This window comes from Embleya sp. NBC_00896, from assembly GCF_045207785.1.
GTDB lineage: Bacteria > Actinomycetota > Actinomycetes > Streptomycetales > Streptomycetaceae > Embleya.
The window spans coordinates 2,796,470-2,810,658 of sequence record NZ_CP108777.1 but is presented as its reverse complement, the minus strand read 5'-3'; the positions used below and the strand labels follow the sequence as shown (position 1 = coordinate 2,810,658).

Below are 14,189 nucleotides of genomic sequence, written 5' to 3'. Positions count from 1 at the left end.
CCATGGCGGAGTTCACCATGCCGTCCCTCGGCGCCGACATGGACGAGGGCACGCTCCAGGAATGGCTGGTGCGGTCCGGCGACCAAATCCACAAGGGCGATCCCATTGCGGTCGTCGAGACCGCCAAGTCCATGATCGAGGTGGAGTGCTTCGAGACCGGGACGATCGGAGAGCTGCTCGTCGAGCCGGGCACGACGGTGCCCGTCGGCACGGCACTCGCCCTGATCGAACCGGCCCCGCAACCATCCAAGAAGCGGGAGAAGCGGGCGAAGGCCAAGCGGACCGAGAAGGCCGAGGAGAAACGGCCGACCCGGCCGGCAGCACCACACCCGACACCTCCTTCCCCGCCCGAACCCGGTCACGTCCCTACGCCCTCCGCTGCCCACGAGCGCGGGCACATCGAGGCCGGCCCCCTGCTCAGGCACCTCGCGGAGCGAAGCGGCATCGAGTTGGAGACCCTCCAAGGCTCCGGCCTCGGGGGGCGCGTCACCCGAACCGAACTCGAGCAAGCGGCCGCGGCCGCCGGGACAGCCGCTCCGCAGTCGCGCGTACGGGCCACGCCGCTCGCCCGAAGGCTCGCCGCCGAATTGGAGGTCGACCTGGCGGCGGTGACGGGGACTGGCCGGGACGGCGCCGTCCGCGCCGCCGACGTGCGCAAGACGGCCCCGGGACCCGTGACCGTGACCACGGCTCCGCCCCGGGGCCACGTCACCACCTCCGCACATCCTTCCGAGGACCGGACAGTGGCAATGCGCCAGGCGATCGCCGGACTGATGACCCGCGCCAATCGGGACATCCCGCACTACTACCTGTCCACGACGATCGACATGGCCACCGCAATGGACTGGCTGCACGAGCACAACGGGCGCACCCCGGTCGGCGAACGGCTGCTTCCCGCGGCTCTGCTTCTCAAGGGCGCGGCCCTCGCGGCGCGCCAGGTTCCCGAACTCAACGGTTTCTGGACCGACGACCGCTTCGCGGCGGGCGACGGCGTACACCTCGGCGTGGCCGTGTCCCTGCGTGGTGGCGGGCTCGTGGCCCCCGCTCTGCGCGACGCCGACACCCTCGAACTCCCCCAGTTGATGACTGCTCTCAAGGACTTGGTCGCCCGTGCCCGTACGGGCCGACTGCGCGGCTCCGAGGTGTCCGACTCCACGCTTACCGTCACAAATCTGGGGGACCAGGGGGTGGAAAGCGTCTTCGGCGTCATCTATCCCCCACAAGTGGCCCTGGTCGGCTTCGGGAGGATCGTCGACAGGCCGTGCGCTGTCGACGGCCTGCTCGGCGTACGGCCCGTCGTCACGGCCACCCTGTCGGCGGACCACCGGGCAACCGACGGCGCCGTCGGCGCCCGCTACCTGACAGCGGTCGACCGCCTCCTGCAGAACCCGGAGCAGTTGTGAACCGTACCGAAGCACTCGACATCGTCAAGGAATCGATCGCCCGCGCCGTTCCCGATCCCGACCTCGCCGCCCTGGGGCCGGACGACGCGTTCCGAGACGCCCTGGAAATGGACTCGCTGGACTTTCTGAGCTTCGTCGAGACCCTCAGTAAACGCACCGGCATCCGCATCGACGACGAGGACGCTCCCCGGCTCACCACGATGTCCAGCACCGCCGACTTCCTTCTCGCCCGCGCGAACTGACGGGCCGGCGGAATCTGCATGTGCCGATGGCGGCGTCAGGGGCATGGTGGAGGGGGTGGTGGTCCCAGAACGTCGATCAGGGCCCGGCGCGGCGTCTGTGGCACCTCGCCCGCACTCAGGCCGAGCCGCAGCACCATCTGGGCCACTCTGAAGTGGGCGTCGTCCGAGGACGATTCGATGCGCCCTGCCTCGATGCGCAGGTCCGGGTCTTCCAGTGGCTGGTCGGCGAACGACGCCGCGACCCCGTGCCGGGTGCCGAGTGCCGAGTGCCGAGTGCCGAGTGCCGAGTGCCGAGGACCAGGATGCGCTGGAGGGCCTGGCCCGGGGCGAGCCAGTCGTAGCGCGTGTCGCTGCGGCTCTCCGGCGATGGTCGGTCGCCGCTCGAACGGCGCCGTCGTCCGGCTTGGGATTTCGCGTCCGACGGCCAGGTCTCGCACGGTGCCTGGCGGATCCTCGGGCAGCGGCCCCAGAGTCTGTGCCGGGAGGCCCTCATGGCGGTGGGCGGGGTCCGGGGCGCCCACCCAGAGGGCTCGCTCGTCGCGCATCTCGTCTTCCTCCGGCCCGGTGGCTTCGCGGATCAAGGTCAGCACGTGTTCGTACGCGGGCTCCCGTGTGACAACGCGGAGTCGTGGGCGATCTCGGCGGGCAGTGCCGCCCGGACGTGCCGCATGGGTCCAAGGTCCCCAAAGCGAGGGGTGTCCATCCGCGCTCATCCGCCCATGGGGTCGCTCCCTGTGCCGGCCGGGTCGTTCGCCGCCGCGCGGACTGGGCCGAACGGCCCTGCCCGACCTCGCGCCCCGGGAGCAGAGTCGGGCAGGAAGGCCGACACTCACAGGAAGCAGGAAGGCCGACACTCAGGGGGCGGCTCCCGGGGTCGGCACCCATGAAAAGGGAGTGTGTTGTGACCACCTTCGAAGGATCCGCACCCGTCGTGGTGGGAGTCGAGAACACCGACGCCGCCCGTCTCGCGGTGCTGTGGGCGGCCGACGAGGCGGTCCGTCGCGGGCTGCCGCTGCGCTTGGTGAACGCGTTGGACTGGCCGGTCGGGGTCGACAGCGATCCGAACGTGACCGGCCCCTTGCAGACCTGGGGCGGTGTCTTCCGCGACGCCGGTCGGCGGGCGCTCGACGCGGCCGGTGCGCTGGTCGTGAGCCGACACCCGGGGCTCGGCATCTCCGAGTCCCTCGTCGACGGGGAACCCGCCGAGGTCATGCGGGAGCAGGCGCGAGACGCCGCCATGGTGGTGCTCGGGTCGCGCAGGTTGTCCTCGGTCAGGGAGTTGATGACCACCGGGGGCATCGCGGTGCCGGTGGTCGCGCACGCCCGGTGTCCGGTGGTGATCGTCCGCGAGCCGGAACACGCCACTGGTGATCCGCTGACGATCGTCGTGGGAGTGGACGGATCGCGCGTGTCGGAGCGGGCCGTCGCCTACGCGTTCGACGAGGCGTCGCTGCGCGGCGCGGCCGTGTTGGCGGTCCAGGTCCGTCCGTTCTCCGCGAGCCCGGTGGTGGGCGCGGTGGGCAACGTGGAGGAGTTGGAGGAGGGCCGGGCCCGTCTGGCGGAGACGCTCGCGGGCTGGAACGAGAAGTACCCGGATGTGCGGGTCCATCGGGAAGTCGTCTTCGGCCACCCCGTGAGCACCCTGGCGCAGGTTTCCGAGCACGCACTGTGCGTGGTTGTCGGCACGCGCGGACTCGGCGGGTTCAAGGGGATGCTTCTCGGCTCGGTCAGCCACGGTCTGCTGCACCACGCGCGGTGCCCCGTGGTCGTCGTGCCGCGCGAGCGTGACGACGACCACGACCAAGGTTGACTCCACTCATAGGCGAACCGGAGCGGCCTTCCCGCACCACCCATGATCCGCCCGGCCACCGCCCCATCGCCCGGGAGCGTGGCCGGGCCACCCGCGCGCACGCCTTCCCGCGTTTTTCGACCGCGAGCAGATCCCACAGATCGGCGAACAATCATGCACAACACCCCTCGGGCGAGTTCGGAATCCGGCCCGCCCGCGGACCACTCCTTCCTCGTACGCGGGTTGACGAAGGCGCAAGCAAGCGAGCGGCTTGCCAGGCACGGCCCCAATACCGTGCGACAGCCACGGCGGACACCGGTGTGGGCCCGGGTGGCGGCCCAATTGCGCGACCCCCTCATCCTGGTCCTGTTGGCCGCCGCCGTCCTGACCACGCTCACCGAGGATCTGGCGGACACGGTGGTCATCCTCCTCGTCGTCACGGTCAACACCGCCGTCGGCGTCATCCAGGAGATCCGCGCCGACCGTGCCGTCAGCGCGCTGTCCGACCTGTCCGCGCCGACCGTACGCGTGCTGCGCGACGGAGCCGAACACGAAGTCGCATCGGCGGACCTGGTACCCGGGGACGTGGTCCTGCTGGACGAGGGGGACATCGTGCCCGCCGACGCCGTCCTGTACGAGGCGTCGGCCCTCCTCGTGGACGAGGCGTCCCTGACCGGCGAATCCGTCCCTGTGGACAAGACCGCCCTCGACCCGAGCGTCGAGCCGATCGAGGACAATCTGCTTCAGGCGGGCACCGTCGTCATCCGGGGACGCGCCCTCGCCGAGGTCACGGCCACCGGCGCGACCAGCGCCCTGGGGCGCATCGCGGCCCTGATGCAAGACCGCCCCGGCCCGACACCGTTGCAACACAGGCTCGCCCAGCTCGGGCGCGTGCTCGCGGCCGTCGTCATCGGCCTGTGTCTGGTCGTGTTCGCCCTGGGCATGCTGCGCGGCCAACCCACCGAGTCGATGGCGGTCACCGCGATCAGCCTCGCGGTCGCCGCCGTCCCCGAGTCGCTGCCCGCCGTGGTCACCCTCGGTCTGGCCTTGGGCGCGCGACGGATGGCGGAGCACCATGCCATCGTCCGCAACCTGCCCGCCGTCGAGACACTCGGCTCGGTCACGGTGCTGGCCACGGACAAGACCGGCACCCTGACCGAGGGCCGCATGGTCGCCGAACGCCTGTGGACCCCACACGGCACGGCCGAACTCACCGGCACCGGCTACGCGCCCGAAGGCGAGATCCTCGTCGACGGACGGCCGATCGACGCGAAAGCGGCACCCGATGTGCGCGACCTGCTCATGGCCGCCGCTCTGTGCAACGATTCCACCCTCCTGACGCCGGGCTCGGACCCCGCCTGGTCGGCCCTCGGCGATCCGACGGAAGCGGCCCTGCTTGCCGCGGCCGGCAAGGCCGGACTCGACCGCGACACACTGCGCCGAGAACATCCGCGGGTCGCCGAGGCCCCGTTCGACAGCGACCGCAAGCGCATGACCACCGTGCACCAGGATGCCGACGGCCGGGTGTGGGCCGTGCTCAAGGGCGCCCCCGAGGTCGTCCTGGACCCGGGTTTCATCGCCGCGCCCCCGGAGTTCCTGCACCGGGCACGCTATGAGGCCGACCTCCTGGCCGCGGACGGCTACCGAGTCCTGGCCGTCGCCACGCGGCCCCTCGACGCCGTACCGAACCGCACCGAGGACGAGGAACGGAGCATGTCCCTCCTCGGCCTGGTCGCCATCAGGGACCCGCCCAAGGAGAGCGCCCGGCACACCATCACCGCATGCCACGAGGCCGGCATCACGCCCGTCATGATCACCGGCGACCATCCCGCCACCGCCCGGGCCATCGCCACTCGCCTGGGCATCCTCCACGATCGTGACGAAATGGTCCTGACCGGCACCGACCTGCGCGAGGACCCCCAACGGGATGTGACCACCGCACGCGTGTTCGCCCGAACCACCCCCGAACAGAAACTGACGATCATCCAGGCGTGGCACTCACGCGGTCACGTCACCGCGATGAACGGCGACGGGGTCAACGACGGCCCGGCCCTGCGCCGCGCCGACATCGGTGTGGCGATGGGCCGCCGCGGCACCGAAGTCGCGCGTCAGGCGGCCGACCTGGTCCTCGCCGACGACGAGATCGCGACCGTCGTCGCCGCCGTGGAAGAGGGCCGGCGCGTATACGACAACATCCGCCGCTTCCTCGTCTTCGGCCTTTCCGGCGGCGCGGCCGAGATCGCCGTCATGCTCCTCGGCCCCCTCGTCGGCCTGCCCCTGCCTCTGCTCGCCGCACAGATCCTGTGGATCAACCTGCTCACCCACGGCCTCACCGGCGTCGCCCTCGGCGCCGAACCGGCAGGCGCCGGCACCATGCGGCGTCCCCCGCGCCCGCCCGAGCAGAGCATCCTCGGCGACGGCCTGTGGCACCGGGTCCTGCGGCTCGGTCTGTGCGTCACCGCCGTCAGCCTCGCCGCCGGGACCTGGGGCGACCACACCGGGCGCGCCTGGCAAACCCTGCTGTTCCTGACCCTGCTCGGTGCCCAACTCGGCGTCGTCATCGGCCTGCGCGCCCACACGTTCACGCGGGCCAACCCGTTCCTGCCGATCGCGGTCCTCGCCTCCGCCGCGCTCGGCCTCGCCGGGGTGTACGTACCGGTACTGCGCGACATCCTCGGCACGGACGCGCTGCCCGTGAGCGACCTTCTGGTCGCCCTCGCGGGCGTGTTCGCCGGATTCGCCGCCGCCCGCGTCGACCGGCGGATCGCGGCGGGCGGCTCGCGCACGGGCAGCGGAGGGTGACACGCGGCTCTCGCCGGGCATTACGGACGTCAAGGAGCCACGAAATCCGATCCTGATCGACGATTGCGGGTGTCGTGGAGATCGCTCACGAGCGCGTCGCGGAAGAAGCGCCAGGAGGCACGACGGTCCGAGCGGGCCAGGACCCGGGCGTGCACGACCGAGCTGAGCGTCGAACCGTGGGCGGTGCGTGGCACGTAGTAGGCGACGGTCCGACGCATCAGTTCGTGCCCGGCGCGATAGCCGAGTCGGCGCAGCAGGTCACGCGTCTCCCGTGCGGAGAACAGGTAGTGGAGCATGAGGACGTCGGCCTGCTTGGACACCTTGTAGCGGTTGACGGTGTCGCCCTCGGCTTCGAGGATCCGGTCCAGTCGGCGGATGTTCGGGTAGCGGCGCCGGTAGCCGGCCCAGTCGAGTTCGTCCAGCCGTTCGTAGCCCGCGAATTGGCTGAAGACCCCGTCGTGGAAGGGCACATACGGCCGACGCTCGATCTCCTGCCAGCGGGCGAGTTCACCTCGGCCGAGATCGAGGCGCTCCAGGAGTTCGTCCCTTCGGTAGCCGGGGGGATTCGACGCCGGCGGACGGGCCCAGGAGCGAGCAGGTAGGTAGGTCCGCTCCACCGCCCATCGCTTCGGTATCGGAGTGAATCCCCTGGTCCCGGGGGCGCGTGCGGAGATTTCCAAGTCGATGCCGAGGGTGGCCGCGTGCTCTACGAGGTGTCGGCGATAGCCGCCGTCGACCCAGGCCTTGCGAGTCGCTTTGGTCCCCGGACGTGCACAGCCATTCGATGCCGGGCCGGCGAGCAAGGACACGAGGCGCACAGGGCTCCGCGCGTTATGCGGGTGGGGTCGTTCGGGCCGATGGGAGGGCTGGGGCGCGTCCGGGGGCCGATCATCCGGTGGCCTCGAGGGCGCTGAGGGCGGCGTCCAGACGGCGGGTGGCCTCCTCTGCGACCGACCGGAGGGCGGGCAGGCCGGTGAGAGTGACCATGACGCGGGGATCCAGGGCCTGAACGGCGGTGCGCTCGCCGTCGGTGCGGACTACGACGTTGCAGGGCAGGAGGAGGCCGACGGTGCGGTCGGCGTCCAGGGCTCGGCGGGCAAGCGGCGGGTTGCAGGCGCCGAGGATCAGGTAGTCCTCCATGTCGTGGCCGAGCTTGGCCTTCAGAGTGGCGGTGACGTCGATCTCGGTGAGGATGCCGAAACCCTGTGCGGCCAGGGCCTCACGGACGGCGGCGACGGTCCCGGCGAAGTCGGCATCGAGGTGGACTGTTCGGTCGTAGCGCATGGCGTCATCCCTTTTCGCTGGGTGCGAGGGGGCGGCGGACAGCCGCCCTGCGTTTCGCGGGGTCTCTCCATCACCAAAAATACCCCGGGGGGTACCGCGTTAGACTCGAGAATATACCCCCGGGGGTAAATATCAGCCGAAAGGACCAACCGCGTGTTCTTCATCGACACCATCGAAACCGAGGGACTCGGAAACCGCAGCTACCTGGCGGGCGGGGCGCGTACGGCCGTTGTCGTGGACCCGCCACGCGACGTGGAGCGGGTTCTGGTGGCCGGAGCCGCGCGTGGGGTGCGCATATCGCACGTGGTGGAGACCCACATCCACAACGACTACATCACCGGCGGCCTGGAGCTGGCTCGCATCACCGGCGCCGCCTACCTCGTGCCCGCCGCCGCCCGGGTCGGTTTCGCCCGCACACCGGTCGCCGACGGTGACACAGTGAGCGTGGACGGGGAGATCACCCTGCGGGCGATGGCCACACCCGGACACACCCCGCACCACACCTCCTACATCCTGCAAGAGCGGGGAACGGTGGCTGCGGTGTTCACCGGCGGGTCACTGCTGATCGGCTCGGTCGGTCGTCCGGACCTGGTCGAGCCGCGGCTGACCGAACAGCTGGCCCGCGCCCAGCACGCCTCTGCCCATCGGCTTGCCGACGAACTCCCCGACGAGACGCGGGTGCTCCCCACCCATGGGTTCGGGAGTTTTTGCTCCTCCTCCCAGGCCGAAGGGGAGGCCACCACCATCGGCAAGGAGAAGACGGGCAACGACGCCCTGGTCAAAGACGTCGACTCCTTCGTCGCCGCCCTGCTGGCCGGCTTGGAGGACGTGCCCGCCTATTACGCCCACATGGGCCCGGCCAACTCCGACGGACCGACCCCGGTGGACCTGACCGCACCCCCGCCGGCCGACCCCGCAGACATCGCCGAGCGCCTGGCCGCCGGGGAGTGGGTGGTGGACCTGCGCAACCGGATCGCGTTCGCCGAGGGCCACGTCGCGGGATCGTTCAACTTCGAGGTGGAGGGGAAGATCGCCACCTACCTCGCCTGGATTATCCCTTGGGGCAAGCCCGTCACCCTCCTCGCCGAGTCGCCCGCCCAGCTCGCCGCCGCCCAGCGCGAACTGGTCCGCGTCGGCATCGACCGTCCGGCAGCCGCCGCTACCGGCACCGTTCGCGACTGGCTACCGGACGGCCACACCCCGCGCTCCTTCAGCCGCGCCACCTTCGCCGACCTCGCCGCCCGAGAACCCGCCCCGGACGTGGTCCTCGATGTGCGCCGGGACTCCGAACGCGCCACGGGCTGGATCGAAGGTTCCGTACATATCCCAATCCACCACCTCCACCGCCGCTTGGCCGACGTACCGGCCGGAACAGTGTGGGTGCACTGTGCGGGCGGGATGCGCGCGGGCATCGCCGCCTCCCTGCTGGACGCCGCAGGCCGAGACGTCGTCGCCGTCGATGACGCCTTCGACGCCGCGACCGAAGCCGGCCTGCCCCTCGCCACCGGCACCTGAACCGCTCCCACCCGCGCCCCGAGAATTGGAAGGAAGCAAGGTGTTCCTCTTTCGCCGCGACCCCGCCCGTATCACCCCCGATCAAGCCCGCCGGTACACCATCAACGGCGACGCCGTCCTCCTCGACGTGCGCGAGCAGGACGAGTGGAACGCCGGTCACGCCCCCGACGCCGTGCATGTACCGCTCTCCCGACTGGTCACCGGCACGGACCTGCCCGCCGCAGCCGAGGGTCGACCGCTGGTGGTGATCTGCCGCTCCGGACATCGCTCCCATCAGGCCGCCAAGCTCCTGGTCGGGCGCGGAGCCGAGGCCGTCGACGTCAAGGGCGGTATGGGCGCTTGGGCCTCGGCCGGGCTGCCGGTCGTCGACGAACGCGGAAGCCGCGGCTGGATAGCGTGAGTGTCCTGCTCCTCGCTCTCGTCACCGGGGCCGTCATCGGCTTGGCCCTCGGGGCCCTCGGTGGCGGCGGCAGCGTCCTGGCCGTCCCCGCCCTGATCTACCTTCTCGGCTTCACCCCGGCCGCCGCCACCACCGCGTCGCTGATCATCGTCACCGCCACCTCCGCGACCGCCCTCTACACCCACGCCATCTCAGGCAACGTCCGTTGGAAGACCGGCGCACTGTTCGCGGCCGCCGGAATCGTGCCGGCAATCGTCGCGGCCACGCTCGCCGCCCGGCTGCCCCAGGCGATGCTCACCGCCGCGTTCGCCGCAATAGCGGCCCTCGCCGCCCTGAAGATGCTCAAGCCCGGCGACCGCGACCCGCAACCCAGACAGGTCAGACCGGCGCGGGCAGCCGGCGCGGGCGCCGGACTCGGCGCGGTCACCGGCTTCCTCGGAGTCGGCGGCGGCTTCCTCGCCGTTCCCGCCCTCGTCTCCATCCTCGGACTGCGTATGCGCGCCGCGGTCGGCACCAGCCTCCTGGTGATCACCGTCAACTCCCTCGCCGCGCTCGCCGCCCGGGCCGGCACCAGCACGCCCGTGCGCTGGGCGGTCATCGCCCCCTTCGTCGGCACCGCGATCCTCGGAGCCTGGGACGGCAAACGCCTCGCCGCCAAAATCTCCGGTCCCGCCCTTCAGCGAATCTTCGCGATCGTGCTCCTGGTCGTGGCTGCCCTCATGCTCGCCGACGCCTTCCACTGACCCTTCCCACGTGCGTACCGCCAACCGGGAACCACCGACAACAAGGACGGAACATCGCCTCATGAATGCCCCCCGCACCCTCGACACCGACCAGACCCGCACCCACCTGCACGAACTGATTTCCTGGACGTCCGTACCCCCGGCGAATGTGCCACCGGTCACCTCCCCGGCGCCCTCAACATCCCTCTCGACCACCTCGAACGGGCTCTCCCGGACATCCGCGACGCTGCCCAACGCCGCGATGTCCTCATCGTCTGCGACTCCGGCGCCCGCTCCGAGAACGCCCGCGAAACCCTCGCCGACAACGGCATCCCCGCCTCCGCCCTCGCCGGAGGAACCGAAGCCTGAGCAGCGGTCGGCCACGCCCTCCACCACCCCAACGATGCCCGGCGCACTGCGTGGAGCATGGAGCGCCAGGTCCGCCTCACCGCCGGCGCCGTCGTCCTGACCGGCCTTGCCCTCGGCCGGCTGCGCCCGGCCTTCCGCCTCGCCTCGGTGGGCATCGCCGGCGGCTTGGTCGTCTCCGCCCTCACCAATACCTGCACAATGGCCGCCCTCCTCGCCAAGCTCCCCCACAACCTCCCCCACCAGGACGACTTCGCCGCGCCCTCGCCGCCCTTCGCAACCACTGACATCACCCGTTCAGATACCCCCTGGGGTACCATGAATCGAGAGCACACAATGCCAGGAGGCAACCGGTGAAAGTCGACGACGATGCAGTCAACGCAGTCCTCAACCGCTTGCGCCGAGCCCAGGGACAACTCGCCGGCGTCATCGCCATGATCGAAGCCGGTCGGGACTGCAAGGACGTCGTCACCCAACTCGCCGCCGTCTCGAAGGCCCTGGACCGCGCGGGCTTCAAAATCGTCGCCAGCGGCATGCGCCAGTGCATGACCAACACCGACGAGAGACAGGCTCCCATGTCCGAGGAAGAGCTTGAAAGGCTCTTCCTTGCCCTCGCCTGACGCACGACCTCGGAACGGCCCGGCCGCCACCGCGAGCCGGGCGGGGCCGGGCCGGGCCGTCCATGTGTCCACCTGTCATGTCACCGCGCCGCGCGTCGAGACGGCGTCCGTAACGGGTACTGCGGACAAGATCTTGGCGATGTCGGGTCACCCGGGCGCCGAGGGGTCCCTCCGGGGCGGTGTCGGGTGCCCAGGTGCGCGCCTGGCCCGGCAGACATCGGATCCCTCGCGGCTCGCCACAGCGGTCGCCGGACGACGCACGCGAGGTCGTGGCCGGTGTGGATCTACCGTGATACGGGCCTGACCAGTTCCCGTGCGATTCCGACGGCCCAGTCGTCGATCTCGGCCCAGTTCCGGAAATCTCCGAAACGGCCGCCGCATGCCCATAGCAGCGGGCGCGACAGTGCGGGAATGTGCTCGTGTTTCAGGGCTCCTGCGAACGAGTGCACGTCCTGGGGGTGGACCACCGCGTGGTCCCTCGCGACCGCCGGGGACTCCTTCACGTGCGCCGCGAGCCAGTGGCCCCGCCGCCCGCGGAGGGACGAAGCGAGGCTCACGTTGAACAGCCACACGCGACGCCTCGCAAGCTCGCGTGCGTGACGATGGAGGAACTCGGCCGCGTCCGGCAGCCAGTCGCCATTGTGGATCGCGCTACCGATCACCACCACGTCGTACCGCGAAGTCTGCGGGGCATCGGCAGCAGGCCGGAGATCGACCCGGTGGCCCGCTTCGACGAACCGTGCGGCAATGCGCTCGGCGACCGACCGGGTCGACCCGTGGCAGGTCGCATAGGCGACAAGGATGTCCATGGTCCGCCTCCTGAGGAATCGAACCCGCCGGATGTTGACGGATGTCGCGGGAAGCACAGGATTGCTCGCAAGGTCCGACGGGGGGCATCCGCCTGTTCCGCGACACCCGAGTGCGAAGCGGGGCAGCGGTTTCCGGGCGACCGGTCCGGTGGACGAGGTCCAAACAGAGTTCGTGCCGTGGCGGGCACGTCGCAGATTTCCGGGACGTCCGGGCCGGCGCGGTCATTGCGGGCATCGCCTCGCCCCCGCAGTCCGGTGACGGCGTTGGTGCGCGGCCACGCTTCCGCGTGCGTGCGCACCGCTGTAACGCCGTTGCGGTCGTCCGTGGCTCCTTCGCTCGGGTACGTCCGATGCCGGTGTCTCACGGGCCGCCGGCGGAACTTGGTGCATCGTCGGTCCGGTAGGCGATGTGCTCGACGACCGAGACCACGCCGTCCACGCTCCGGCACAGCCGCTCGATGACAGGGATCAGGCTCTTGAACTCGACGGATCCACCGAGGGTGACCTGACCCTCGTCAACCTCGACCGTCACCTGCGAGGGCGCGAGGCGCAGTGTTTGCCGCAGCACCTCCTGATCGATCTCCTCCCGGATGGCGTCGTCACCTCGCAGGAAGATGCGCAGCAGGTCACCACGACTGACGATGCCCTGCAGCCTGTCCGCCTCGTCCACGACGGGCAACCGCTTGATGTTCTGGACTGCCATGAGGCGAGCCGCCTCGACCACGGTCCAGTCCGGACGCGCGCACACCGCGGGAGCCGACATCAGTTCCTCGGCCCGAACCCCTTCTGCCTTGGCCCGCTCCCAGGCCTCCAGGTCCGGAATCGGACTCACGCCGGACAGGTCGACCCGGGCGGTGGACTTGCGCAACAGATCGGCTTCGGACACCACACCCATGGGGCGGCCCAACTCGTCCACCACGGGCACTGCGGTGACATCGTTGTCCGTCAACAGTTGGACGATCTCCCTGAAAGGCATGTCCCGCCGCGCCCGGACAACCTCTTTGGTCATACATTCCGCAACCGTTCGGTGGTACATGTCGCCTCTCCCATCCGGGGTGTGACAGTCGGTCGTCGTCACGTTTCGGGTGTACCGAGCCGCTCCTGCGACAGCTCCCGGCAATTTTCGGGATCAGGCCACGCGCCGACCGCCTGCTCCCTCACCTCAGCCCCCGGGGCGACACGTTTTCCTGCCACATCATCAGTGTTCCCCATCGGCGCCGGGTCGGGCACCGAATGCCCCAGGCCCGGACGGCGAGCAGCACTTGATGTGGAACCTTGGGGAGGAGGCGACGGAAGAGAGGACGGCGTCGTGAAGTTCCGAAGCGGCGCCGCCCATTGGTCGGGGTGCAGATGGAGCGAAGTCCGGCATCGGATCCGTGCACTGCGCAGGCACTGGATTCCACGACTGACCGAAGAACTCGCGGCAGCCGACCTGGCACTCGAGCAGTCGGACCACGAGGACCTGATCCGGCGCCGATGTGCCGCCGGCATGCCGGACGGGGCGACGACGCCGTAGTCCTGAGCCACGTCGACAAAAAGCTTGTCGACCCCTATGTCATCGACGCGTCACCGGCCGAAGCATCGCCTCGGGTTTCTCGACGTGCGTTTCGGGGCCGGGGAAGAACAGTGACTCGTGGTCGTCCTCGGTCCAGCGCACCATGTAGGGCGGAGTGCCGTCCGTGTGATCCACCCGGATCACCAGGCCGACACGTCGGGGCTCACCCACGCGCGGAGACTCGACTACCACCCAGTCGCCTACCTGTGCCTTCATGATGCCGCTCCCTTGTGGGTTTCCCGAGACCACGGCGGTGGCAGAACTCCGCTGATCCGCCGACCTCAGGATGCCGTCCCTGGACCGCTCGCGTACAGGGCCGTTCGGCCCTGTGAGCTGCCTGCATCCGCGTTTTGGAATCGCGAAACACCGGCACCGGGTCCACCTCCGGGCGCTGCCGGTGTGCCGCACGACAACGGGTCTTCGACAACGAACGCGACTGTAAACAGCAAACACTGTTGGAGGTCTACGTCGTCAAGGCCGACGCCGACACCATGACCAAGGCACCCGACAGCGCCTGTTGCACACCCGTGGCCGACGACGACGTCCCGGTCGCGGTCGGCGTGGACGAACGGGCCGGATCCGGCTGCTGCGGCTGAGGATCGAATGGACGGGCTCGGCCGGTGCGCCGAGCCCGCCCTTCGGCATGCTCCCTCATGCGGAACGCGTTCCCTCGCGGCTTCGG

General features: G+C 70.2%; 14 protein-coding genes and 1 pseudogene. 10 read left to right on the top strand and 5 right to left on the bottom strand.

Features of this window, described 5'->3' with window-relative positions:
* Window positions 1-2: 2 nt before the first annotated feature.
* From OG928_RS45990 to OG928_RS45975, 4 genes are all read left to right on the top strand, one after another.
* Window positions 3-1,403, top strand: coding sequence for a 2-oxo acid dehydrogenase subunit E2 (locus tag OG928_RS45990; RefSeq protein ID WP_331767983.1), 1,401 nt, complete (start codon window positions 3-5; stop codon window positions 1,401-1,403).
* Complete coding sequence (locus OG928_RS45985; RefSeq protein ID WP_331767982.1) at window positions 1,400-1,645, top strand: acyl carrier protein; 246 nt, start codon at window positions 1,400-1,402, stop codon at window positions 1,643-1,645. The genes OG928_RS45990 and OG928_RS45985 overlap by 4 nt, the downstream gene beginning before the upstream one ends.
* Window positions 1,646-2,546: 901 nt before the next feature.
* Window positions 2,547-3,455, top strand: a complete 909-nt coding sequence (locus OG928_RS45980) for a universal stress protein (RefSeq protein ID WP_331767981.1) — start codon at window positions 2,547-2,549, stop codon at window positions 3,453-3,455.
* Window positions 3,456-3,608: 153 nt separating this feature from the next.
* Window positions 3,609-6,236 (top strand): cation-transporting P-type ATPase, encoded by a 2,628-nt coding sequence (locus OG928_RS45975; protein WP_331767980.1) that lies wholly within the window; start codon window positions 3,609-3,611, stop codon window positions 6,234-6,236.
* A 29-nt stretch (window positions 6,237-6,265) separates the two neighbouring features.
* On the opposite strand, the gene OG928_RS45970 is transcribed toward OG928_RS45975, so the two are convergent.
* Both OG928_RS45970 and OG928_RS45965 read right to left on the bottom strand, forming a co-directional pair.
* Complete coding sequence (locus OG928_RS45970; RefSeq protein WP_406291962.1) at window positions 6,266-6,853, bottom strand: hypothetical protein; 588 nt, start codon at window positions 6,851-6,853, stop codon at window positions 6,266-6,268.
* 271 nt (window positions 6,854-7,124) lie between these two features.
* Window positions 7,125-7,520, bottom strand: a complete 396-nt coding sequence (locus OG928_RS45965) for a DUF302 domain-containing protein (protein ID WP_331767979.1) — start codon at window positions 7,518-7,520, stop codon at window positions 7,125-7,127.
* Window positions 7,521-7,673: 153 nt separating this feature from the next.
* On the opposite strand from OG928_RS45965, the gene OG928_RS45960 reads away from it, so the two are divergent.
* The 5 genes and pseudogenes from OG928_RS45960 (at window position 7,674) to OG928_RS45940 (ending at window position 11,143) form a co-directional block, all read left to right on the top strand.
* Window positions 7,674-9,035 (top strand): MBL fold metallo-hydrolase, encoded by a 1,362-nt coding sequence (locus OG928_RS45960; protein ID WP_331767978.1) that lies wholly within the window; start codon window positions 7,674-7,676, stop codon window positions 9,033-9,035.
* Between the two features lie 40 nt (window positions 9,036-9,075).
* The gene (locus tag OG928_RS45955) at window positions 9,076-9,435 is read left to right on the top strand and encodes a rhodanese-like domain-containing protein (protein ID WP_331767977.1); all 360 of its coding nucleotides are present in this window, start codon (window positions 9,076-9,078) and stop codon (window positions 9,433-9,435) included.
* Window positions 9,432-10,178 carry a sulfite exporter TauE/SafE family protein gene (locus OG928_RS45950; protein WP_331767976.1) on the top strand — a complete coding sequence of 249 codons (747 nt, stop codon included), beginning with the start codon at window positions 9,432-9,434 and terminating at the stop codon, window positions 10,176-10,178. The genes OG928_RS45955 and OG928_RS45950 overlap by 4 nt, the downstream gene beginning before the upstream one ends.
* A gap of 61 nt (window positions 10,179-10,239) precedes the next feature.
* Window positions 10,240-10,810 (top strand): annotated as a pseudogene (locus OG928_RS45945) (rhodanese-like domain-containing protein).
* Window positions 10,811-10,876: 66 nt separating this feature from the next.
* Entirely contained in the window at window positions 10,877-11,143 is a 267-nt protein-coding gene (locus tag OG928_RS45940; RefSeq protein ID WP_331767975.1) for a metal-sensitive transcriptional regulator, read from the top strand.
* Between the two features lie 284 nt (window positions 11,144-11,427).
* Here OG928_RS45940 and OG928_RS45935 read toward each other — a convergent pair whose 3' ends face one another.
* From OG928_RS45935 to OG928_RS45925, 3 genes are all read right to left on the bottom strand, one after another.
* Window positions 11,428-11,952: a flavodoxin domain-containing protein gene (locus tag OG928_RS45935; protein WP_331767974.1), complete on the bottom strand. Its 525-nt coding sequence runs from the start codon at window positions 11,950-11,952 to the stop codon at window positions 11,428-11,430.
* 361 nt (window positions 11,953-12,313) lie between these two features.
* The gene (locus OG928_RS45930; protein WP_331767973.1) at window positions 12,314-12,988 is read right to left on the bottom strand and encodes a CBS domain-containing protein; all 675 of its coding nucleotides are present in this window, start codon (window positions 12,986-12,988) and stop codon (window positions 12,314-12,316) included.
* Window positions 12,989-13,507: 519 nt separating this feature from the next.
* Window positions 13,508-13,723 (bottom strand): DUF1918 domain-containing protein, encoded by a 216-nt coding sequence (locus tag OG928_RS45925; protein ID WP_331767971.1) that lies wholly within the window; start codon window positions 13,721-13,723, stop codon window positions 13,508-13,510.
* 239 nt (window positions 13,724-13,962) lie between these two features.
* Between OG928_RS45925 and OG928_RS45920 the strand changes: the two genes are divergently transcribed.
* A complete protein-coding gene (locus OG928_RS45920; RefSeq protein ID WP_331767970.1) occupies window positions 13,963-14,103 on the top strand; it encodes a hypothetical protein in 141 nt (46 codons plus the stop codon).
* Window positions 14,104-14,189 lie beyond the last annotated feature (86 nt).